The sequence below is a fragment of the Actinoallomurus sp. CA-150999 genome (assembly GCF_050942425.1).
Taxonomy (GTDB): domain Bacteria; phylum Actinomycetota; class Actinomycetes; order Streptosporangiales; family Streptosporangiaceae; genus Actinoallomurus.
In genome coordinates this window covers 763,257-785,121 of the sequence record NZ_CP192063.1, presented here as the reverse complement: position 1 = coordinate 785,121, position 21,865 = coordinate 763,257, and the positions used below count along the sequence as shown (strand labels likewise).

Genomic DNA, 21,865 nt, shown 5'->3' with positions numbered 1-21,865 from the left:
TCGTCACGGTAACCACCGTAGCCGCCCACGCTGACGTGTTCGACTTCTTGACATCTCGGCCAGCCAAGGCCGCTAACGAGCCGAGTAGTCGCAATGAGCACCTTGCGCTGGCCACCCGTGGCCAAGTACTTAGGCGAAGCTCGGATTCAGGCGACAGTACCGGGCTGACGAACTAGACTCTCCTTCGATCTGACCTTCGTTGGGCAACAGTCGGGCGAAGCGGCGTCGCTATTCCTAGGTTTTGCGCGCTCGCTGCCCTCCAGATAGCTCAGACTTGGAGGAAAAAGTGAACCAGTTCGAGATGCGCCGCGCCGAGCAGGATATACGAAATACCTTGACCGATACTGGTCTCGAGTGGGTGCTCGATGAGGTTGATGCCGCTATCGCAGCTGGCGTCCCTGAGGAGAGGATTCTCCGTCGCCAGACTCAAAGAGGGGGGCCTCACCGCCAGCCTATGAGCCCTAGAGCCGCAGCGGCTGAATACGTAACGCTTGATCGTGAACAGCTCAGCGGCGACGAATATGAGTCATCGCGCAAGCGAGGGACGCTTGTCATTACAACTCGAGCTATGACAGACCAAGAGCGACTGGAACTACTCCTCGACGCACTCCGGCGAGTTCTTATCGAGGTTCCTGATATTGAAGGTGAGATCACTAAAACGTTGGCGACTCCGCCAGACACCGACGAAGGAATGAGAGTGGAGGTCGAGGATACTAGCTTCGAACCCGATGAAAGCGCCCGCCGTCGCGAAAGTCTTGCCATAAAGAACGATCGAGTACCCCAAGAGTCTCGTAATCGAATCCGAGGCCTGCTGGCTGATGCAATTCGCGAGGTGCGAGGTTGAGTACGATCAGCGATCTTCTTGACGAGATCAAGAGTCTACTTACTATAGGTTCAGCACCCTACAGATCGACAGCTGACCTATCAGATGTATATGAGGGTTACATATTTTCGCTGATCGTGAGTACTGCAAGCAGGAACGGTGCCAGCGTTTCTTATGAAGATGTTTACGGCACGAAAGTTAACAAGCTAGTCTTTCGAACTAGCCCGGGTCAGCTCTATGGAGACAGCCAACCCTTCACGCATGCCCTTATCGAGTTCAACGGCGCACCTCCACTCGAGGTTCATCTCGGAGTTCGCGTTCAGGGAACGTCTGGCGTTCTTCACGAGTGCGATGTCCTAGTCCTGCCGGCCGAAGAGGCTGAGCTAAGTCGAGTCCAGCGCATCGCGCCACGCGGAAGCCAGTGTCTACTTATCGTTGAGTGCAAGTACTATACATCAACTCTGGACATCGGACTCGCTCGGAATTTCGAGGGTTTGCGGGCTGACATTCGAACCCAGGATGAACTATTTGTTTCCAATATCGGATCTCCGAGCATAGTAAGATACCTCGCTGCACGAAAACGCGGCTATGAGCGAGACGTCGTTCCAAGCTCCTCACAGACAGAGTACCTGCAAGCGGAAATCCGAAAATCATTTAGGAAATTCCTAAGTAAGCACACTCCGTCAGTGGTGATTTGAAGGGTAGCAACGTCCCTCTCCAAAGGACTCGCTCCTACAACCATCGTGCCCGCTGGCCCGTCGCCGGGTCTCCATCAGGGTCAGTTACGTGGCAAGGCACACGCGGGCTGCGCTCTGACGTCCTGCTGGCGCCACATCTGTCGCATAGCGGGCGTACGGTGCGATCATGGCGCTCACCGACATCACGCGCGAAGCAGTCCTCGCCGCGATTGCCGAATTCGACCGCCTGGGCCGGGACGCCTTCCTGGAGAAGTACGGGTTCGACTCCTCCCGGCGGTACTGGCTCCGGTACGAAGGAGCGCGCTACGACTCCAAGGCCATCGCGGGAGTCGCCCACGGCCGCCTGCCTGGCCGGTCTCCCCTGGCGGCGAAAGAGTTCTCCGGCGGTATCGGCCACGCGGTGACGGTTCTGCGGCGCCTCGGCTTCGACGTGACCAGCGAGCCCGACGCCGACCCGATCGGCCTCCAGACCATGGACGAGATTACGTTGGCCGTCGGCGACCTGCGCCGCGCCTCGGTCGGCGGCAAGCCGATGCTGAAACGGGCCGTCGTCCTCTTGTGGGCGATCGGCCGCGCCCGCGCCGGCCACGACCGCCTCCTGGGATGGGCCGACACCGTCGCCGCACTGACCCCATTGCTGGAGACGCACCGCCGAGACGGCGAACGCCGCCAAGGCCGCCCCGACTACCCGATCGCCGCCTCCGTCATGCGGGCCTCTGGGACCTGCCTGGCCAGGCCGACGTCCCGCGCGCCCATGGAGACAGCGCAGTGAAGGCCTGGTTCGCCGAACATGCATCCGACGGCGGCCTGCCAGAGCGAATCTATGTTCTCGCCCGCGAATCCGGCCACGCACGAATCCAGATGGTCGAGGCCATCGCAGCACGGTTCTTCGACGACTTCGACGAGAGCGGACTACTCACCGCCGTCGGCCTGTACGACCAAGACGTCGCCACCGATGAGGACACTCTTGGCCGTGCAACGGTCGATCCCAAAGCCGAATACGCCCGTTGGTGCGACTCGGTCGCGCGCCAGGAGGCCGCAACGTACGGGCGGCGCCGCACCAGGATCGCCAGCGACCTGATCCGCCTCAGCCTCGCCCGTCGCGCGGTCCTGATCCGCAGCCAAGGTCGCTGCGAGAATCCGGAATGTGGCCGCCCAGCTCCGGACGTCAACGATCATGGAGAGCCGGTCCTGGAGGTCGATCACGTCGACCAGATCAGCGATGGCGGCCGTGACCACCCGATCCAGATGATCGCGCTATGCCCCGACTGCCATGCGGTCAAGACACGAGGCCGCAGTCGTCACCGGCTCATACCCCTGCTGGCGCGGACAGCGCGCGATCTGCATGACCGGTGGAACACCACCGAGACGTCCAGGGAGTAAGACCGCCCGTACGGCAGCACTCCAGAGCCTCCAGCAAGAGGGCTGCGCAACGCGAGCCGGTGGAATCTCCGCCATCAAGCCATCCGTGGAAAATACTCGTAAGTCGCGAACCGCCGCCTCGAACCCCCGCACGCCGCAAACCGACATCCCGGCCGCTGCAGCAGAGGGACATAGGCAGAAGCTTGTCCGGCTCCTCATGGCCTGCGACAGTTCTTGAAAGTGCCGCCACACGCCAGGGAGGCAGATCGTGCCCCGACCATGGGAAGTAGATCCGCAAGCGCAGTTCAGACGTCGGCTCGGTAAGACCGCAGCCGAGTTAGGTAACAGCCGTACCACGAACGACTGCCCGGACATCTGGGAACTCGACAACGGCGACATAGCAATCGTTGGCCGCGACGTAACGACGGCATTTGCTGATCGTTTGCCGCCGGATGTCCGGATCGGCGCCGACGAACGCCTCGTGGTCATTCCTCGGAACATGCTGAGTGCCGCCAAACCGGATATCCCGGATGCTTGAGCGCGTAAGAGAAGTACCAGGGAAGACGCTCGACGTCGTCTCCTACCATGACCTGCGGCGCCGGGAGAGCGAGCACGTCACCAGACCGATCTGGAAGCTCGAGCGCTCCCAGTACTTCCACGAACCGGATGACGATCCCAGCTGGCAGGCCTTCCTCGCCGGCGACTGGTCACGGGTGCTCACCGTGTTCGAGAGCGAGCGGGCCGACGCACGCAGCGAGACGGAGAAGTACGCGCGGCAGGGCAGCGAGCTTCGCCGTCTGCGCATCGTCGAGCGACCGGTGTCACGGTATCTCCTGTGGGAGACGCAGTGGTTCAAGATTCTGGCCGAGGAAGGTACGTCGATCCGCGTTCTCAACGCCGAGCAGGTTCGCGACCTGGAACGTGACGCCCCGATACCTGAAATCCTGGTCGACGAACACGCGCTTTACCACGTCAGATACGACGAGGGCTGGAAGGCGTGCGGTGCTCGGCGCATCGACGACCCAGACGTCATCCGTCAGGTGATCGAAGAGATCGCGGCGCTCTGGAAACTGGCGGAACCCTTCCCGCAGTACTTCGCACGCGAGGTTGAGCCTCTGCTACCAACGAGATAGCGACCACAACGACAATTAAGCGGCATGCGCCAACGAATCGGTAACCGCAGGATCAGAAGCGGGCTGACCACGGTCGTACTGCTGCTCATCGTCTTGTCAGCCATCGCTCTGATCGGCGTCTCCCCGATCGCGCTGGGTATCTTCCACGGTGCCACCAACAAGTGGGAGCGGTTCAGCTTCATCGGCCAGACATACGGCGCGGCGTCCGCGATCGTCTCGGTGCTCGCTCTTGTCGGCATCGTTGTCACGCTGAGCTATCAGGCACGAGAGGCCAAGCTCGCTCGGGAAGAGACTCGACGCCAGGCCGTTGGCGACCTTCTCAAGATGGCGATGGAGGACCCCGACCTCGACGAGTGCTGGGGACCCGTGCCATCACCTGATGATCCCAGAACGCGTAAGCAACTGCTCTACACGAACATGATCATTGCCGAATGGTCGCTATCGTTCGAGACAAGAGCGCTTCCCGAAGCACGCCTCCGCGCCATCGCGAACGAGATGTTCCAGGGTCGCGTCGGGCGCGAATACTGGAAGAGCGCACGAGAAGCCCGCCTCTCCACGTCGGCGAGCAGCCGCGAGCGACGCTTTCACGAGATCCTCGACGAGGAGTACAAGCGAGCGCGACCACTGGCGACGCCCAGCCCACCGGTTCGAACGACCGAGGCGCAGCGTGCACTCGGCAAGAAAGAGCGCCTGCTATGGGCAGCAGCCGGTGCGGCTTGCGCACTGCTCTATCGGAGCCTCCGCAACCGCTCTTGACCACCGGAAGCCTCCGCATCTCGGCTGACTCTGCAGCAACCGCGATGCATGGCGACTGATGGTCGCGGTGGCGCCACCGCCTGGCAGAGCAACCGGAGGTCTCTGGCCAGCCTCCGTCTCCGCCCGTCCCTCGTCGGCGTGCGAGGGCTTTGCCTGCTCTTGTGGCCGACCGCGCGTCGGCTGGCGCTCAGGCTGGTCGGGCTGTTCGTTGCCCTGATCGGCACCGTCATGCTCGTCGGCGCTACCGCCGCTGGTGCGGTCGATGCCCACGCCCGTGTCCTCCCCCGCTCCAGAGACGGCCTCCTTTGGCCAACGCGGGCACCAGATAACCGCAATACCGAACAGGTCGTCAACGCAGCGGTCGACCGAATACGTGCTTCGGCCCGACCGTCGAGAGGTGGCAAAGAGTTCGACCTTCGTCCTCGCCGCACCATGGGCTCCGACGCTGCCATGGTGCGACGAGATTGTCTACGGTGCCCGGAAAGCGCGTTCGCTGGCACCAGGGGGAGGCTGAGCTCACGAATCGAGTACGACGGTCAAGGCTTCGGCCAGCTTGTTGATCCAGTCGACGGCGTCCTTGGCATCGTCCGCAGCCATCGGCTGGCGACCGTGGACGGGGGCGAGATCCGCGCGGTGCGCGATGTCGTTGCGCCGCATGATGACTTCCTTGTCATGCCGAAACTTGACGGCCTCGGCCGTCATGCCGCGGAGCTGGCCGACCCTGTTCCAGATCTGTGATGGCGACCAGTGGTTGACGAGCTGTATACCTTGGGTGATCGACTCGGTGCTGTGAAAGGAGCGGAAGCGAAGCTCGTCTTCGAGGAACTCGCGGAAGACGGTTCTGATCTCTTCCTTGTGACTTCGCTCGACCATGCTCCACGGCATTTTGAGGGCGTTCAGCTTCTTGGGGCGGGCGTTGCTGCCATCATCGGTTAGCTCGACCGCCCGCTCGATGATCTCTTCGTGCAGCCAGTGGTCCAGTGCAGCGACTGCTTGGCTCCAGGCCGCGCGGTACAGGTCTGCCGGGTCGGCGGCGTTGAGGTCGCCGAAGGCCGAAGTAGTGACACTCTGCAGACCTTCGAGGGCTCTACCTCCAGTGATGAGGTTGTGCGCGTAGGAGATGTTCACCGCGAACTGCCGGAAGACAGGTGTCACTGGTCCCCCTCGGGATTATCGTCCTCGGGGGTGGGGTCATTTTCCTCCGAGGGCAGCGCCTCTGCGAGGGCAATGAACTCCTCCGCCGCGGACCGTAGCTCCGCGGCGATCTCCAGTGCGAGCTGCCGGGGTGACAGCAGTTCGTCGGGGACAGAGTCCTTGGAGACACAGCTAATGTTAAGGTTGAAGTCAAGTTTCTCCAGCTTGGCGTAGCTGAAGCGCTTAAAATGATCGGTCGGTGTCCGCTGGTCGGCATGGAAGCACTGGACGAAGTCGTCGAGGTCGGCCCGTACCAGAGGGTTCTCCTTGGCCGCGAAGTGACGGCCGGTCCGGAAGTCGTAGACCCACAGCTCTTTCGTCGCAGGTTGTCCGTCGCTGCGGACCCGTACTTTGTCGAAGAACAGTACGTTAGCCATAACGACACCCCTGGCGAAGACCCCGGTCGGCAGGCGGAGCAAGGTATGCACGTCGCAGTGCTCGAAGAGCCACTGCCGTACGGCCTTCTCGCTTCCAGCGCCGTTCAAGACGTTATCGGGTACGAAGACAGCGGCCCGGCCGCCAAGCGGAAGTGCCCGCATAATGTGCTGCAGGAAGCTGAGCGGAAACTTGGAGGTAACGGCGCGGAAGTCTCTTCGGGCAGCGGGCTCTGGGGCTGTGCTCCGGAACGGCGGGTTGCAGACGACCACCGTGGGCAGCGTGGTCTCGGCAGCCTCCAGCGACTCCTTCTTCTCGATTGGCGCCGGTTCAGTGAAGGGCATGCCGGTCCGCAGAAGCAGGTTCATGGTCGCGAGCCGGACCATCCGCTCGTCAAGGTCCGCACCTTTGATCGCGGTCAGTCTGAACGGGACACCTTCGGTTGCCATGACATCATACGCCGCCAGCAGGAGGCCCCCCTGGCCGCAAGCCGGGTCCAGGACGGTGTCGGTTGACTTCGGCTGAACGCAGTCGAGAACGGCAGTCGTCAGCGCGACCGGGGTGGATGTCTGGCCTGTCTTGATCTCGAAGTTGCCGCTCGCCTGGTCCAGTAGCAGCCCATACATGTCCGGCAGGCTGGTGAAATGGTCGCTCCAGGTACGTGCCCCGATATGGTCCTTAATGAGTTCGGCAAGCTTGGCCGGGTTCCTGACCGGCGACCTGGCCTCGTGGAAGATCGCCCTCCTGATCCCCATCCTGGGATCCGCGGTGGACTTGCCGCATTCTGTAAGGGTCTTGTTGAACTGGTCCTCCAACTCTTTCCCTGCCTTGCCCTCCAACGAAGGCCAGCCGAGCCCTTTCGGCACCACCCGGACCGCGAGCGCGGCAGGACGGGACCCACGCTCGTCATCAAGTTTGAGGAACAGCAGGTAGGTGACTAGTTCAGCGAAGTCGAAGGCCGAGAACGCCTTGGTACTGAGGTACTGATCGTAGAATTTCCAGAGGGGTTCGAACAGTCCTCGCCCGCTGGTCATCCCCACCGCCATGGCCGCACGTTCCAGTGCGTGTGGCCCTGACCGAGCGCATCACTATTCAGACATGTCGGATTCCTCACGAGAAGATCGTAGCGCTTGGAGGGACTCAGTGATGGCGGAGAACTCGGCCAGCGCGCTCTCCAGTTCGTCCACGATCTCCTGGGCGATCACATCCGGATCCTCCAGGACCTCGTCGGCCCCGTCCTGGAGGAAGGTCAGGTCCAAGTTGACCTTGTCGCGAGCGGTAAGGTCTTGGTACTCGTACGCCTTGAAACGATCGCTCTCGTACCGGTTAGCCCGCGGCTCGCCAGGCCGGTAGCACTTGACGAAGTCGTCTAGGTGCTCACGCCTGAGCGGGCGCTGCTTCATGGTGAAGTGCTGGCCGGTGCGGAAGTCGTACACCCAGAGCCGCTTGGTCGCCGGAGCACCATCAGCGCGGGCGGCTTTCTTCTCAAAGAACAGGACGTTGGCCTTCACACCGCCAGCGTAAAAGATCCCGGTCGGCAGCCGCAGTAGCGTATGCACGTCGCAGCGGTCCAAGAGCTGGCGGCGGATGGTCTCGCCAGCGCCGCTATCGAAGAGCACATTATCGGGCAGGACGACCGCTGCCCGGCCGTTCAGTTTCAGCATCGTGAAGATGTGCTGGACGAAGTTGAGCTGCTTGTTGGTGGTCTCGGTCCAGAAGTCACTACGTGATTTGGCGTAGTTCTCGCCTGTCACACTACCCACTCCGAAAGGAGGGTTTGCAAGTACGACGTCCACGTAAGTCATGGGTGGCTTGGCCAACGAATCTCCGACCGTGATCAGCTGTTCGCCGTTGGCATGCCCGATTCCGTGCAGCAGCATATTCATCGAGGCCAGACGGGCGGTTTCCCTGACCAGTTCAGCGCCACGGATCGCCCCGGAACTGAGCGCCCTGCGCCGGTCCGCGTCCAGCTCGGTGCCGTACACCCGTTCAACATGTGCGTGGGCCGCGATGAGGAAGCCTCCAGTCCCGCACGCCGGATCGAAGACAGTGTCCTTCGGCCCGGGGAGGATGCAATCGACCATTGTGTCGATGACAGACCTCGGCGTGAAGTACTGCCCGGCCCCTGTTTTCCTGTCCTCGGCACCACGCTGGAGCAGGCCCTCGTAGGCGTCGCCCTTAATGTCGGTGTCCTCGCTCGACCAGTGATGAGCCCCGATAAGGTCCTTGACCAGCCGCTCCAGGGCCGCCGGCTCCTGGATCTTGTTCTTGGCACCATTGAAGATCGCGCCGAGCATGCCCTTTCGCCTGCCCAGTCTGTCAAGGATCTCCTCATACTGGTCGAGCAGGTCGTCGGCCGACACGTTCATCAAGCTCGGCCAGCCCAGCTCGTCTGGCACGATCGTCTCAGCGTTGAGCCGACGGTTTTTCCGCTCATCGGCCATCTTCAAGAACAGCAGATATGTCAACTGCTCGACGTAGTCCAACGTCGAAACCCCGCTGTGGCGCAACAGCTCGGCATAGCTCCACAGCCGATTGACCAGCCCCTGCGGGTCGGCCGATTCTGTCATCGTCACAGCAACGTTTCTTTCTGGGGACGTGTTCTCTTCTTCGGCCTCCGGCCGCCCTGCGTGATGTTTCCTCGTTCGGCTCGGATCCGATCGAGCAAGGCTGACACGGGCTCGTCGGCGGGATCTTGCGGTATCAGGTTACCACTGAAAGCCGTTTCAAGGATCTTCATACGAAGGCGCTCTCCCTGGCGGATTGCGCTTTCCAGAGCCTCTTCTACCTGACTGGTGGCCGCAAGTTGAGATTCGACCTCTGCTATCAGACGCTCTTGATCAAACCCCTCCGGCGGGACGGGGACAGGAAGCATTTTGATCTTCTTTAGGCTAATCGAAGCGAGATTCACCGTTTGCTTTGCATTTCGATCGCACCAGATCTTACCGAAGCTGTTCGTGTGCCAAGCGAGCAGCTTGGGATGAATAGCTGATTCGTGGACTCTGGCTCGAAATATATGATTCTGGTGAATGCAATCCTGGATCTGATTCTCCCAAATCCAGCCTCGCCCCAACTTATCGCGATCCCCGCCTTCGTTCAGAAGCACGTCACCGAACTGCAGTCTAAGATGGTCGAGCTTCGATCTCGGCACCCTAATGTGCGAGACCTCGTCTAGGACGATCCTTCCCCGCTGCACATTGGCAACTCGCAGATACGGAACGTCTATATACGTGGGATCGAACTGTTTCTTCGAGTCCTTCGTCACACCACCTACAACCTCAGCGATTTCGCCGAGGCGCTTCCATTGCCACCCTTTTGCGATCTTGGGCAGCTGTCCGTCATCTAGACCGCCGTCTTTGATATATCCGTCGTGACGGCCGGAAGTCAACGAAAGGCCGCCTGTTCCAGCAAGCGCTGTAATTTGCCCTCGAAACCTGGAGAGACGATTAATTGAGGAATTTAGGCCGGCCAGCGCTATACCAAGGCGCGCGAGATGGTCTTCGAGGACTTCGACGATGCGCCGTTGTTCGTTAATTGATGGGAGCGGGATTCTCAATGACTCAAGATGGGATCGCGGGACACGCCGCAGACCGACTGCCCCCGTCATAGCACGCTCTGCCGCTTTGCGCACCGAAGGCTGAATTAGGAAATACATCAAGTACTTTGGCTCGATTGCCCCAAACGAGCGGAGCGCAAATAGCTCGGTACTTCCAACGGCCCGGCCTCCCTTGAGTCCGGCAGCTAGAGCTATTTTTCCGTTCTCCATACAAGGTGTAACCTTGGCGAAAAGTACGTCATTCTCCTCGAATGGCGTGAGTGACTTCTTTTTGACGTCGCCGTACCGAACTAGCTGAGAGCCGTTCAGGTGTCCGCTCTCGGCCTCGACTGCCGCCATTGGGACTTTTGAAATAAGGTCATCGTCGCGAGGAGTAGTGGTGAAGTTCCGCGGGTTGATTGCGCAGAGTTCTCCGACGGTGGCCCATGTCCAGCCTGCAGGCAGTTCGGTCATGCGGTGAGTTCCTGGTCCAGTTCGTCGAGGATGGTCACGGCGCGGTCGTCACCGAACGCCTTGAGGAAGCCGTCGGTGCCGCCTCGGCTGCTGAAGGGCACGTGGTCTAGGTCGGCGTTGTCGAAGCGTACCGTCATGGCGGTCGTCCGGGCGATGTTCTCCAGCCACCACACTTGATCATTGGTGAATCTCGCACCGGCTTGTTCTTGGCGGGTGAGCCAGTTGCGGAACCTGCCCTCGATCAGCGAGGCATATGGCAACGGCTCGGAGTCGAGGCCGAGTTCGAAGCGGATGATGGAGACCAAATCGGCGACCCCATGTTTGGCACCCTTGCGGGAGGCGGTGAGACCGGCTTGCTCGTAGGCCTTCCACAAGGCCTCGTGGGTCCACCGGCGGGGCGGCCGGGCGATTCGTGCGGCGATCTCCTTGAGCTCGTCGAACACCACGCGGGCTGGCACGGACCGCTGGGCGTAGGCAGTGTGCCAGGCGGCGATCTCTGCCCTATTTTCGGCAAGGTAATCGCGCCAGCTCGTTACCATCGAGGTGGCGTCGGCCGTCTCGACGACCGCGCCGGCGTGGAGGAGCTGGTCGGCATTGACCTCGTCGGTAAGGATGTCCATCGCCCGCCGGATCTCCAGCAACCGCTTACGAAGCTCGGGATTGCGGGAGAGCGGTTGAAGCGCATCGTTGACGAGCTTGCGAACCGCCGGTTCACCGCCGCTCAGCTTGGCGGCCTCCTGCCCGTCCACGGATACGGCGTCTACAAGCCTGCGCACGATCTTGTGCAGTGGCCCGCCCGCGACCCGTTCGATCTCGGTCTTCTCGTCTGGCCTGTTGGCGAGATCCTTGTCCAGCCTGGAAAGCCGCGATGCGAGGGTGGAGACCTCTTGGTCATCGATGGTCCCTGCGGCGACCTTGGCGAGCAGCTTCTCCAGGCTGACCTGCTTGGCCGGATCGCGGTCAAGGGGCGCAGCGTCGACCTTGGGGTTCTCGGTGACGCCGATGGCGTCCACGATGACGAATCTGGTCTTCTCCCCGATGTCAGGGGTGACGGCCTGGAACTCGGCGAGTGGGACCGTCCGGGCTCCGCGTCCCTTCATCTGTTCGAAGTAGGCCCAGCTCCGCACATCCCGGAGGAACATCAGGCACTCTAGGGCCTTCACATCGGTCCCGGTCGCAATCATGTCGACGGTGACCGCGACCCGAAGGGATGCCGAGTTCCGGAAGGCGGCCAAGAGCTCGGCCGGCCTCTTCGCCTTGTGTGTGATCTTGGCGCAGAATTCGTTCCCGCGACCGAACGCGTCCCGGACGGCGTCGACGATCTCTTCGGCGTGGTCGTCGTTCTTGGCGAAGATGAGGGTCTTGGGTACCATCCGGTTCTCCGGCAGGAGTCGCGACCGCTCGGCGAAGATCTCGGTGTAGAGGCGGTCCCTGAAGGTCTCGATGACAGTCTTCAACTGTCCGAGGCTCATGACCCGAGAGCCGACGTCGCGGCTGCCGTACTGGAAGTCGTCGTCCAGATCCTGATAGCGCTGGATGCGGGTTCGGCGGTCCTTCACCGGGACGGTGGTGCCGGCTTCGATGAGTGCCCCGGACTCGGAGATCTCGGTTTTGATTCGGTAGACGTTGAAGTCGACGTTGACGTTGTCGGCGACGGCCTGTTCATAGGTGTATTCGCTAACCAGATTCTGGTGGAAAAACCCGAACGTCTGAGCCACCGGTGTCGCGGTCAGACCGACCAATGGTGCGTCGAAGTACTCCAGGACACTCCGCCATTTGCCGTAGATGGACCGATGGCACTCATCCACGATGATCAGGTCGAACGCCTCGGGTGGGAACTGGGCGTTGTAGGCGATGTCGATGTCCCCATCGACCTCGTAGGAGTCGAGCTCGGCGTCGTCTCCCTGAGGGATCGTCTTGCCTGACAGACCGAGATAGAGCCGCTGGATGGTGGAGACGACGACCTTGGACGAGGCCAGCATGTCCGCGCCAGTCAGTTGCTGCACGTTGTACAGCTCGGTGAACTTACGGCCGTCGTCGGGTGTCGTGTAGTTCTCGAACTCGCTCCGCGCCTGGGTGCCCAGGTTGTTGCGGTCGACCAGAAACAGGATCCGCTCGGCCTTGGCGAATTTCAGCAAGCGGTAGGAGAACGTCGCGGCGGTGTATGTTTTGCCCGCGCCGGTTGCCATCTGGATCAGAGCACGCTCACGGCCGGCTGCCAGCGACTTCTCAACACCGCAGACCGCGTCGATCTGTGCGGGTCGCAGACCTTCGGTGACCAGCTCAGGCATCCGCATCCGCAGCTTGGCCCGGTACGTCGGTGCCTGTGGATCCGTACGAGCGTCGTGAATCCAGCGGGCGACGGTCTCAGGGCGGTGGAAGAAGGACACTTCTCGGGTCCGTGAGTCGGGGTCCAGGGTGTTGCGGAACCGGGTCACCCCGCCGTCGCTGGAGTAGCGAAAGGGCAAAGCCGGAAACCAAGCGACTCGCTGCTGACCGCTGGTCAGGTTGTCGGCGTAACCATCGGCCTGCTCCTCGGCCGTCGTCAGATCCGCGCCTTCACGTTTGGCCTCGATGACGCCTGCCAGCTTGCGGTCCACGTAGAGCAGGTAGTCGGCGCGGCCCTTCTTGGTGGTCACCTCACGTACGGCCACGCCCTTGCCGGCGAACAGGTCCAGGCCAACGCCCGGGTTCTGCACCGACCAGCCCGCGTCCATCAACATTCGGTCGAGCTGTTCGCGAACCTGCGCCTCAGTCAGCGGCTCGCGTGATGCGTTCTCGGCGTTGGCGAGCAGCTTCTCCCGCTGCTCAAGCGTTGTGGTGGCCTTGGCCTTGTCGAACTGACTGCGAAACGCGGTCAGTTCGCCGCGCATCGCCTCGACCAGCGCGATCAGGTCGCCTTGCGTCGCGCGGGCCTGGGCTAGCTCCGCTTCCGCCTTGCGCCGCGCTTCTTCGGCGGCCTGCTCTTTGGAGGCGGTCTTCTCATAGGTTAGCCGTGCCTGGGCCAGCGCCTTCTGAGCCTTCTCGAACTCGGCGCGTAGCGCCTCCTGCTCGGCCCGGTCGACTGAGGTCGCCGCCTGCGCCTCGGCCGGTGGCTCAGGCGGCACAAAGGCGATCTGGTTCCGGGTGCCACTCAACAGCCGGTGGAACCAGACCCCGAGCCGGAAGCACGCTCGTACGACCTCGAAGGCCATCCGCTGGGTTGCGGGGCTGTTCTCGGCGGCGAGGTTCTGATGGACGGCTTGGTTCCCCAACCCTCGGATCTGGTCGAAGGCCCTGCCGACATCCCCGTGCAGGTAACCCTCGCGGTCCAGGGCCCTCAGCCGATCGACTTGCCGATCACCGTCGGCCCGGACACGGCCCCGCCGTACGAGATCAGTGGCCATGACCTCGCCGAACTGGCGGGCTTTGAAGATCGCCACGTTGGGATCGGTGAAGATCGCTGCTTCGGCGCCGACACCGTAGAGGACCAGGAGCGGCTCATGGTCCAGCAGGAAGCCGAAGTTCGGCGACCGCTGGGCGAGATCTCGGATCCGCTCGTCCATCTGTACCCTTCGCCGATCATCAAAGCCACACCGAACGCCGAGAACAGTATGTGCCACGGCAGCGACATTCCGAACTCCGGTGGTCGATCTACGCTCTTCAGGAAACGATCTGCGTGGACCAACGCCGGAAGGCATCATGGGCAGACGGCACCGATGGGTGCCAGTCAACGGGGAGAACTGCGGTCGGGAGGGTGTCAGTGTGGACGGGCCTCGGCAGGTGGGGCAGGTGGCGGCGGCGATCAAGCGGGAGTTCGAAGGGCTGATCCCGCTGGACGATGTACCCAACAACGATGCGCGGAGTCGTGAGCAGAACCTGCTGTCGCGGGGCCTCGCCGCACTCGTCGCCCGGAGCCTGACTGGGTGTGACACCGAGACCGCGGCGTCGTTCGTGGTGGACGGGTTCAACGACTACGGGATCGACGCGGTTGCGATCATGGATGGGGCGCCGAGGATCTGGCTGATCCAATCGAAGTGGAGCGACAAGGGGACCGCCGCTGTTGGGGAGGGCGAGGCGCTCAAGATGGTCAACGGGTTCAAGCGGATCAGTCATAAGCAGTACGACCGGTTGAGTGACAAGTACCGCAGGCTCGCCGACCGGATCAATATGACGCTGGACCACCCCAGAGCGCAGGTCACGCTGCTCGTGGCGGTGATGGGAGAGGCGAAGCTTTCGCAGCACGTCCAGTACGTCTTCGAGGACGCCAAGAGGGAGCACAACTGGTTGGGCGACGATCTGCCGCTCGACTACGGAGTTGTCGGAGCGAGGGAAGCCTGGCAGATGGTCCGGAGCGAAGCCGCCGACGCCGTCGAATTGCGCGTTCCGATGACCCAATGGCACCGGATGCCCGACCCGTATGAGGCGTTCGAGGGCAGCGTCTCAGCAGCGGAGGTCGCACAGTGGTATCAAGAGCACGGAGGTCGGCTGTTCGCGCAGAACATCCGCCAGTGGCTCGGGTTCACTTCGGTGAACAGCCAGATCGTCAGGACGCTGCTCGAGCGCCCCGAGGCGTTCTGGTATTTCAACAACGGGATCACGATCCTTTGTGATGGGATCGACGCGATTCCGTTCAACCGGGCCGACCCGCGCAGTCCGATGACGCTGACGCTCAGCAACGCCAGCGTGGTCAACGGTGCGCAGACCGTCACCTCGTGTCATGAGGCGCTAAGCCACTCCCCCGCTGCTGGAGTCGGCGCTCAGGTCAGCGTAAAGATCATTTCAATGAAGACGGGTCCCGAAGGCTTCGCCGCCGCAATCACCAAGGCCAACAACACCCAGAACCATGTGGAGCAGCGGGACTTCGTCGCGCTCGACCCGGTGCAGGCCGAGATCCGCGACGACTTCCAGCTGACGCTTGAGATGACCTATGTCTTCCGGCGCGGAGAGATGGACCCGCCGCGAGAGGTCGGCTGTTCGATCGTCGAGGCAGGGATGTCTCTGCTCTGCGCCCACCGGGACCCGGCTCTTTCGGTCAAGGCCAAGGCTGATCCGGACGAGCTTTGGCGTCCCGAGGGCGGGATCTACCCGCGGTTGTTCCGCCGCCCGCCCGGTGCCGCAGAGATCTGGCGGACAGTGCAGCTGCACCGGGTCATCCGCGAGGCCCTGCATGAGACCCGAAGGAGCCGGCTCAGCAGGGCGGCCTCCGTGACCGAACACGGCGATCTACTGCTCGCCCATGTGATCTTCCAGCATGTCGGTCTGTCGCGCATCGACGACGGACCAACCGAGTGGGCTGACTTCCTCAAGGAGGTCCCGGAACTGGTGGCTTCCGTGGTCGACCTGCTCACGCACCACATCGACACGCAGTACTCCGACGGCTCTTACATCCGCAGCACATTCGCGAACGAGGCGCGAGGTCGCGAACTCGTCGGTCTCGTCCTGAACGACCTCGAAGGCGGGGTCTTCGCGCCAGAGACGGTGGGCTACCGCAAAGTCACCGTGCCCAAGCCACGGAAGCCGAACACGGTCGCGACGCTGGTGCAGGCGAACCGTATCTCCGCGGGTACGCAGCTCACCTTCTTCTATCCCCCCGGGGGAACCGAAGAGGAAGCCTTGCGGCCCTGGCTTGACGCTGACCCCAAACGAGGCATCGCCACCTGGACCAACAAGAAGACCAAGCCTCTGATCTGGGCGGCCGACGGCAAGGAGTACTCGCCGACCGGACTCGTCATGACCATGTGGAAGCTTGCCTGCTGGGACGGCGCTCCCGTGGCGGTTCAAGGGACGGCGCGCTGGTCCATCCCCAGCGGTGAGAACCTCGTGTGGCTGGCGAACGAGGTGTTGGCGACCTTCGAGCTCGAGGAGGGTGCGGAATGATGCTGGCATACCACGAAAGCTGGCATCCGATGTGTCCATAACCAGAGCGTTCTCAAGGGTCCGTTCCAATGGCGTCGGTCACTCAGTTTCGTCGAAGTAGGCGGGATTTACATAGAAGCCCAGCGCGGATCCCGAGCGATGCGGCGACGCCTATGTCTATGTCGTCGAGTTCAAGCAGTGGAACCAAGCCGACATGTACGAGGACGACGAGCACCTCGTGCTGGTCGAGGGCTTCCACCGCCCGCTCGGTCATCCGCTGCTGCAGGTCCAGGGCTACTGCGAGCACATCGCCGACTTCGTCGGCTCGTTGAGCGAGCATCCGGACGCCGTTCGTGGTGTCGCCTATCTCCACAACGCCGCCGATCTCGACGTCCGGGACCTCTTCGAACTGTCCACCACCGAGCGCACCAGGCTGTTCACCAAGACCCGCCGGGGCGCGTTCCTCGAATACCTGCGCGCGCAGTTCGCTCCGCAGAGCGGGGCCGGCGCGGCGGACCGGTTGTTCGACAGTGCGGTACGCCCGTCGAAGCAGCTCCTGAAGCTGGCCGCCTCCGAGATCAAGGACCGCGAGCAGTTCACGCTGCTCGCCGAGCAGCGGCTGGCGTACGACCTCGTGCAGCACGCGGTGCACAAGGCCCGCACATCCGATGCGAAAGAGGTCGTCATCGTCACGGGTGGGCCGGGCAGTGGAAAGAGCGTCATCGCGCTCTCCCTGCTGGGTGACCTCTCCCGCCAGGGACACACCGTCCTGCACGCGACCGGGTCGCGGTCGTTCACGCAGACGATGCGCCGCCACGTGGGCGAGGGCTCCTCCCGCGTGCAGAACATGTTCAAGTACTTCAACAGCTTCATGAAGGCCGACAAGAACGACCTCGACGTGCTCATCTGCGACGAGGCGCACCGTATCCGGGAGACGTCGGAGAACCGATACACCAAGGCGACGCAGCGGACCGGGCGGCCGCAGGTCGACGAGCTGATCGCCGCCGCTCGGGTGCCGGTGTTCCTGCTCGACGAGCACCAGGTGGTGAAGCCCAACGAGATCGGCACCGTGGAGGCCATCAAGTCACACGCCGCCTCGCTGGGGATCCGGGTGCACCACGTTCCGCTCGACGGCCAGTTCCGCTGCGGCGGCAGCCGCAAGTACGAGGACTGGGTGCTGCGCCTCCTCGATCTGGAGCCCGGTGGCCCGGAGGAGTGGACCGGTGATGACCACTTCGAGGTCCGTCTCGCCGAATCGCCGTGGGAGATGGAGAACCTCCTGCGGAAGAAGCTCGAGGAGGGCTACTCCTCGCGGATCTCGGCCGGCTACTGCTGGCCGTGGAGCGATGCGGTGGACGGTCGTCTCGTCGACGACGTCCGGATCGGCGACTGGGCCAGGCCCTGGAACGTCAAGGGCGAGCGAGCTGTCGGTGATGCGCCGCCGAGCGCGCTGTGGGCGACGTTCGACGGCGGCTTCGAGCAGGTCGGCTGCGTCTACACCGCGCAAGGCTTCGAGTACGACTGGTCGGGCGTCATTCTCGGCCCCGACATCGTGGCCCGGAATGGCCGGCTGGTCACCGTACGGGAGGCCAACAAGGATCCCGATTTCAAGCGGCGTTCCGTCACCGACCTGCAGTACGAGCGACACATCCGCAACATCTACAAGGTGCTGCTGACGCGCGGCATGGTCGGTACCGTGATCTACGCGGTCGATCCGGAGACACGGGAATTCCTCGCCGACCTACTCGCTGCGAACCTCGGGGAATGATCTTCCGGCCGCAGTACGGGGCATGTAGGCCCCTCATGGAAGAGCCGGAGGATCATCCGAATCGCCCCTCCGGCTTTCCCTATGAGGCCTTAGCTGGTCGGCAAGGTCGGGGCGGCCGACGTTGGTCATGATGTAGCCGACGCTGTCGATGAGGCGCTGCCGGTCGACCGCCTCCAGGCCCGCGAGGAACTTGTCGACTTCACCGTCCTGGACCTGGCCGCCTGAGTTTTGGGTGGTGAAACTGCTCTGCTGAGAATCCTTGCGTAGTCGACTGGTGCGGCCAGGGAACCGTGGTGCGGCACGTGCGCCATTCGGCTTCGCGGCCGGGCAGCCACACGGGCGCGATCATGGCCCCACGCTCGACGAGGGATAGGCCCATCAACTGGCAGAAAGAGGTATCATCGGAGGTGATCGCTCAGACCTTGGGCTGCGCGTCTGCAGGTGGCCAGCCGGCCGCTGGCCCGCCATGAAAGCGGGAGTTCAGCGGCCCGGCCAACGCATGGTAATTGAGCTAGTCTCCCAGGTTGATTACTATTTGATGGTTGCCGACGGTGGTGAACGCCTTTTCGTTGGGGGCGATTTCGAAGACCACTTCCTTGCCCGGCGGTGGCATGCCCGGGGACTGGAGATAGGCGACCATCGTAATGGAAGTCGGAACTGTGCTGGCGAAGGTATCGTAGTGCGGCTTCACCACGTAGAGGATGGCCTCTCCCGGACCCGTGTCGCCCGCGTACCTGCGGACGGCTTCTTCTGGGGTGGTCATTCCCGGGTTATTGGTCGGCTGTCCCCAGCAGGGCACGAAATTGCTCGGCTCACTCCCGTTCCCGCCGAGGCTTCCGACGCTCCCCTTATTGGCTCCGGCGATCAGATGGCAGCGGGCGACGTCGCGTGTCCGTGGAGTGGCCCATGGAGCGGGCGGATCGGCGGCGGTGTTCTGCGAGATCGCTTTGGCCTGCGCCGCGGCCAGGCCGACGACAACGAGGCCGTCGGCGGCTCCAGTACCCGCTATGTGTGTACTGTCCAGACACGCGGTCGCCGTGGCGGCCCGACCGCCGGGGCCGGTGGTGTATTCGTTCCATCCAACGCCGTTGCTCTCGACCTTGCTGGTGAGTCCGCTGGGCCGGTGGTTCAGGCAGTCGGCCCGGGTCTGCTGGTTGACAGCGTTCTTGGTGAACGCGAAGAAGAGCGGGAACGCCAGCAGAGCGTTCAGCAGTGATTTCTCTTTCGGGGGCTTGGGCTCGGGTTTCGGTGGCGCGTCGACAGAGGTGTCGATACAGGCGGGGACCTGATTGGTGATGTCGTTGAATTTGAACGCGATGGCGGGGACGTAGCCCAGCGACGTGGCGGGATTCGCGGGGTCGGCGATTAGGGCCCAGCGCTGGCTGCTGGACTTGGTTTGCGTGTTCGTCACGGTATCGCCGTCGCGATAGCACAGAACCGTGTAGGCCTGTCCTGGCTCGACGCTCCCGGTTTGGATGTCGGTGGACGTGGTTCCGCCCAGGACGGGGATCTCCTGGTTGATGGCGAGGGTCGTGGAGACACTGCCCCCGTCACCGGGTACCGGAATTGGCGCGGCATGAACGCGATCCGCGCCGACCAGCGCGGTTGCGATGCTTACCGCCAATACGGACATGGTGAAATTCCGTCGTCGGATGAGTTTCATCGAACTCTCTTCCTGCCTGTGGGTGATCCGGCGTCTGTTCATCTTTGGGGCAGGGAGCACGACAGGAAAGGGACTTTCATTGATCTATTGATTGATGGATTGATCGGGCGCCGTGACCTTGGCCGACCTGTTCTGTGCTGGAGATCTCGATGTCGGCCCATCTCTGCGTCACCTGACCGTCGACCGCTGATCCACGACGACGGGAATGGTGTAGACGGTGACGTTCTGCCGCAGGTCGCCGCCGATGATGTTGCCGCACGCGACGGCACCGGCGTTGTCGATGACATTCGGTTCGGTCATCACCGGTCTCCGCCGACGTTCTGGCTGAAGGAACCTCCCACCGTGTTGTGGTTGGCGACAGCGCGCTAGGCGGCGTCGACAACGAGCGGACGCCTCCCAGTGAGTTCCTGGATGAGAGGCGTCAGCGTCGCTTGGGCGGGGGCTTGGGGAGGCTGATCAAGACGTCGAGGTCGAGGTGCTCTTTGCAGAGGTACTTGATCTCCTCGCACTCCATGATCTGGATACGGCCGTGACGTGCGGCGAAGGCGTGACCGTCCTTGGTCACCCATGAGGTCGTGACCATGATGCCTTTGGTGGCGTGCTTGTCCTCCATCACGCCGGCCAGCGCTCGTACGGGCTCGACGCCGACGGCGCTGCGGTAGCGCTTGGCCTGGATGACGCACAGGCCGCCGAAGACGGGATCCTCGTTGACGGCAACGGCGTCGACACCGTCGTCTTTGGACGCCTGGGTCGCCCATGACTTCATGCCCATCGCCTCGAACAGTTGACGGACCAGGTGCTCGAACTCGGTCGGCGTCATCTCGAGGAGGTCGCGGCGGGCGTCCAGACCGGCGACGGCGTCCATGCCTTCGACGAACTTGTACTGCGACAGCAGCGCCTCGAAGTCGACGACCGGCCGTACAGGCTCCAGGTCGTACGGATGCTGGGACACCAGCGCGTTCAGCTTCTTGAGGCACGCCACCGGCTCCACGTCGGCGAGCCGGAACGCGGAGAACAGATCCTTCTCCGCGCTGACGCTGATCAGGCATGGCCGGACGGGTTGTCCGGTCGCGGGATCGGTGGTCGAGACGTGTCCGTTGAACGACGCAACCTTGACGATCTTGGCCGGGTCGCCGGCGAATACCTCGTGGAGCGTACGTAGCGCGATCTGGGCGATGAGGCGGGCGTACCGGTCCTTGATCTCCTTGACCGGCCGTGCCAGTTTGTCGATCTCGTCTCGGCTCTGCACGTACTTGTAGTCGCGCTCGGCTGGGATGACGGACTGCGGCGGCAGTTCGTACTCCACCACCAGTTCACGAGGCTCGGGGCGGTAGATGGCCCGTGTGCGGTGCGGAAAGCCTTCCGGGTATGGCGATGAATCGAGGATCAGGGTGAAGAAGCGGGCGACGGCATCGGAGTCGCCGGCGCGGAAGTCTCGTTCGAACTCGTCGATCTCGGCGTTGTGGCGGCGGACGGCTTCGGACTCCGTGGCCACCCGTTGGTCATAGGCTCGTCGTCGTTCCTCGAGTCGCCGGAGGCGATCGGCCTCGGCAGCGGCGTGCTGGGCACGCTGGCGCTCATATGTTTGACGGGCCGCCGCCTCCTCGCGCTCATACCGAGCACGACCTCCCAAGAGGCCGCCTATTACGCCTGGCGGCTGTGGCGGGATCCACTGCGGTGGGGGTATCGGTCGGTCGAATCCCCCCGAGTCGAAGGGCGCGGGCTGGTGGGTGCGCTTCAAGGACGTGAACGACGCATCCGGACGGCGCCGGACCCCGGCAGTGAGAACCGAGTCCAGTTCCTCGATTCTCTCCCGAAGATCCGCGGCCTGGTCGGCCGCCTCTGCCTTGCGGTCTTCGATGTACAGCCGTTTGCGCTCACGCTCGTTCTGGGCAGCACGTCGCGCAGCGGCTCGCTGGGCTTGTTCGCGCTCTCGCTCCGCCTTCTTCGCCGCCTGTACGGAGGCACGGTACGCCTGCTGCGCCAAACGCTGCTTGCGTGCCCGCTCCCGTTGCAGCTCCGTCCACACTCCCCGGCGCTTCGCCATGCGACCCCCTCTGGCCCGTCGACCTTGGCACCGCTTTGAGAAGCGGTTACGACTTGTGACCGTAATCTCACTCGGTCAAGCGTGGAGTGATGGTGGCTGACCGATATCGGTCATTCGCCGATGCGAGTCCACGGTGCCGTGCACCAACGCGCGCACCAGCCCTCACCGGTGGAGAACAGTGGCTACGGGTCACGGCTGC

The 21,865-nt window shown here is 62.9% G+C and carries 17 protein-coding genes; 9 read left to right on the top strand and 8 right to left on the bottom strand.

Going from position 1 to position 21,865, the window contains the following annotated elements:
• Positions 1-286: 286 nt before the first annotated feature.
• The 7 genes from ACQP2O_RS03850 (at position 287) to ACQP2O_RS03820 (ending at position 4,772) form a co-directional block, all read left to right on the top strand.
• Positions 287-844: a hypothetical protein gene (locus tag ACQP2O_RS03850; protein WP_433179921.1), complete on the top strand. Its 558-nt coding sequence runs from the start codon at positions 287-289 to the stop codon at positions 842-844.
• Complete coding sequence (locus ACQP2O_RS03845; RefSeq protein ID WP_433179919.1) at positions 841-1,521, top strand: hypothetical protein; 681 nt, start codon at positions 841-843, stop codon at positions 1,519-1,521. Before ACQP2O_RS03850 ends, ACQP2O_RS03845 begins: the two co-directional genes overlap by 4 nt.
• 166 nt (positions 1,522-1,687) lie before the next feature.
• Positions 1,688-2,293: a hypothetical protein gene (locus tag ACQP2O_RS03840; RefSeq protein ID WP_433179917.1), complete on the top strand. Its 606-nt coding sequence runs from the start codon at positions 1,688-1,690 to the stop codon at positions 2,291-2,293.
• Positions 2,290-2,904 (top strand): HNH endonuclease, encoded by a 615-nt coding sequence (locus tag ACQP2O_RS03835; protein WP_433179916.1) that lies wholly within the window; start codon positions 2,290-2,292, stop codon positions 2,902-2,904. Before ACQP2O_RS03840 ends, ACQP2O_RS03835 begins: the two co-directional genes overlap by 4 nt.
• 247 nt (positions 2,905-3,151) lie before the next feature.
• The gene (locus ACQP2O_RS03830; protein ID WP_433179914.1) at positions 3,152-3,421 is read left to right on the top strand and encodes a hypothetical protein; all 270 of its coding nucleotides are present in this window, start codon (positions 3,152-3,154) and stop codon (positions 3,419-3,421) included.
• Positions 3,414-4,016, top strand: a complete 603-nt coding sequence (locus ACQP2O_RS03825) for a DUF6879 family protein (RefSeq protein ID WP_433179912.1) — start codon at positions 3,414-3,416, stop codon at positions 4,014-4,016. The genes ACQP2O_RS03830 and ACQP2O_RS03825 overlap by 8 nt, the downstream gene beginning before the upstream one ends.
• A gap of 24 nt (positions 4,017-4,040) precedes the next feature.
• Positions 4,041-4,772 carry a DUF6082 family protein gene (locus ACQP2O_RS03820; protein WP_433179910.1) on the top strand — a complete coding sequence of 244 codons (732 nt, stop codon included), beginning with the start codon at positions 4,041-4,043 and terminating at the stop codon, positions 4,770-4,772.
• A gap of 516 nt (positions 4,773-5,288) precedes the next feature.
• On the opposite strand, the gene ACQP2O_RS03815 is transcribed toward ACQP2O_RS03820, so the two are convergent.
• From ACQP2O_RS03815 to ACQP2O_RS03795, 5 genes are read right to left on the bottom strand one after another with little or no spacing between them, the layout of a single operon-like run.
• A complete protein-coding gene (locus ACQP2O_RS03815) occupies positions 5,289-5,927 on the bottom strand; it encodes a hypothetical protein (RefSeq protein ID WP_433179908.1) in 639 nt (212 codons plus the stop codon).
• Entirely contained in the window at positions 5,924-7,387 is a 1,464-nt protein-coding gene (locus tag ACQP2O_RS03810) for an HsdM family class I SAM-dependent methyltransferase (RefSeq protein WP_433179906.1), read from the bottom strand. Before ACQP2O_RS03810 ends, ACQP2O_RS03815 begins: the two co-directional genes overlap by 4 nt.
• A 42-nt stretch (positions 7,388-7,429) precedes the next feature.
• On the bottom strand, positions 7,430-8,911 hold the full coding sequence (locus ACQP2O_RS03805; protein WP_433190922.1) for an N-6 DNA methylase: 1,482 nt from the start codon (positions 8,909-8,911) through the stop codon (positions 7,430-7,432).
• A 2-nt stretch (positions 8,912-8,913) separates the two neighbouring features.
• Positions 8,914-10,350 carry a restriction endonuclease subunit S gene (locus tag ACQP2O_RS03800; RefSeq protein WP_433179905.1) on the bottom strand — a complete coding sequence of 479 codons (1,437 nt, stop codon included), beginning with the start codon at positions 10,348-10,350 and terminating at the stop codon, positions 8,914-8,916.
• Positions 10,347-13,895, bottom strand: a complete 3,549-nt coding sequence (locus ACQP2O_RS03795) for a DEAD/DEAH box helicase family protein (protein ID WP_433179903.1) — start codon at positions 13,893-13,895, stop codon at positions 10,347-10,349. The genes ACQP2O_RS03800 and ACQP2O_RS03795 overlap by 4 nt, the downstream gene beginning before the upstream one ends.
• 226 nt (positions 13,896-14,121) lie before the next feature.
• Here ACQP2O_RS03795 and ACQP2O_RS03790 point away from each other — a divergent pair, with 226 nt between their 5' ends.
• Together ACQP2O_RS03790 and ACQP2O_RS03785 are read left to right on the top strand one after the other, a co-directional pair.
• Entirely contained in the window at positions 14,122-16,209 is a 2,088-nt protein-coding gene (locus tag ACQP2O_RS03790) for an AIPR family protein (protein ID WP_433179901.1), read from the top strand.
• A gap of 193 nt (positions 16,210-16,402) precedes the next feature.
• The gene (locus ACQP2O_RS03785) at positions 16,403-17,956 is read left to right on the top strand and encodes a DNA/RNA helicase domain-containing protein (RefSeq protein WP_433179899.1); all 1,554 of its coding nucleotides are present in this window, start codon (positions 16,403-16,405) and stop codon (positions 17,954-17,956) included.
• A 511-nt stretch (positions 17,957-18,467) separates the two neighbouring features.
• Here the strand turns inward: ACQP2O_RS03785 and ACQP2O_RS03780 are convergent.
• The 3 genes from ACQP2O_RS03780 to ACQP2O_RS03770 all read right to left on the bottom strand — a co-directional run bounded on the left by ACQP2O_RS03780 (position 18,468) and on the right by ACQP2O_RS03770 (position 21,666).
• A complete protein-coding gene (locus ACQP2O_RS03780) occupies positions 18,468-19,619 on the bottom strand; it encodes a hypothetical protein (RefSeq protein WP_433179897.1) in 1,152 nt (383 codons plus the stop codon).
• Between the two features lie 168 nt (positions 19,620-19,787).
• A complete protein-coding gene (locus tag ACQP2O_RS03775) occupies positions 19,788-19,919 on the bottom strand; it encodes a hypothetical protein (protein ID WP_433179895.1) in 132 nt (43 codons plus the stop codon).
• 121 nt (positions 19,920-20,040) lie between these two features.
• Positions 20,041-21,666, bottom strand: coding sequence for a restriction endonuclease (locus ACQP2O_RS03770; protein WP_433179893.1), 1,626 nt, complete (start codon positions 21,664-21,666; stop codon positions 20,041-20,043).
• Positions 21,667-21,865: the final 199 nt, after the last annotated feature.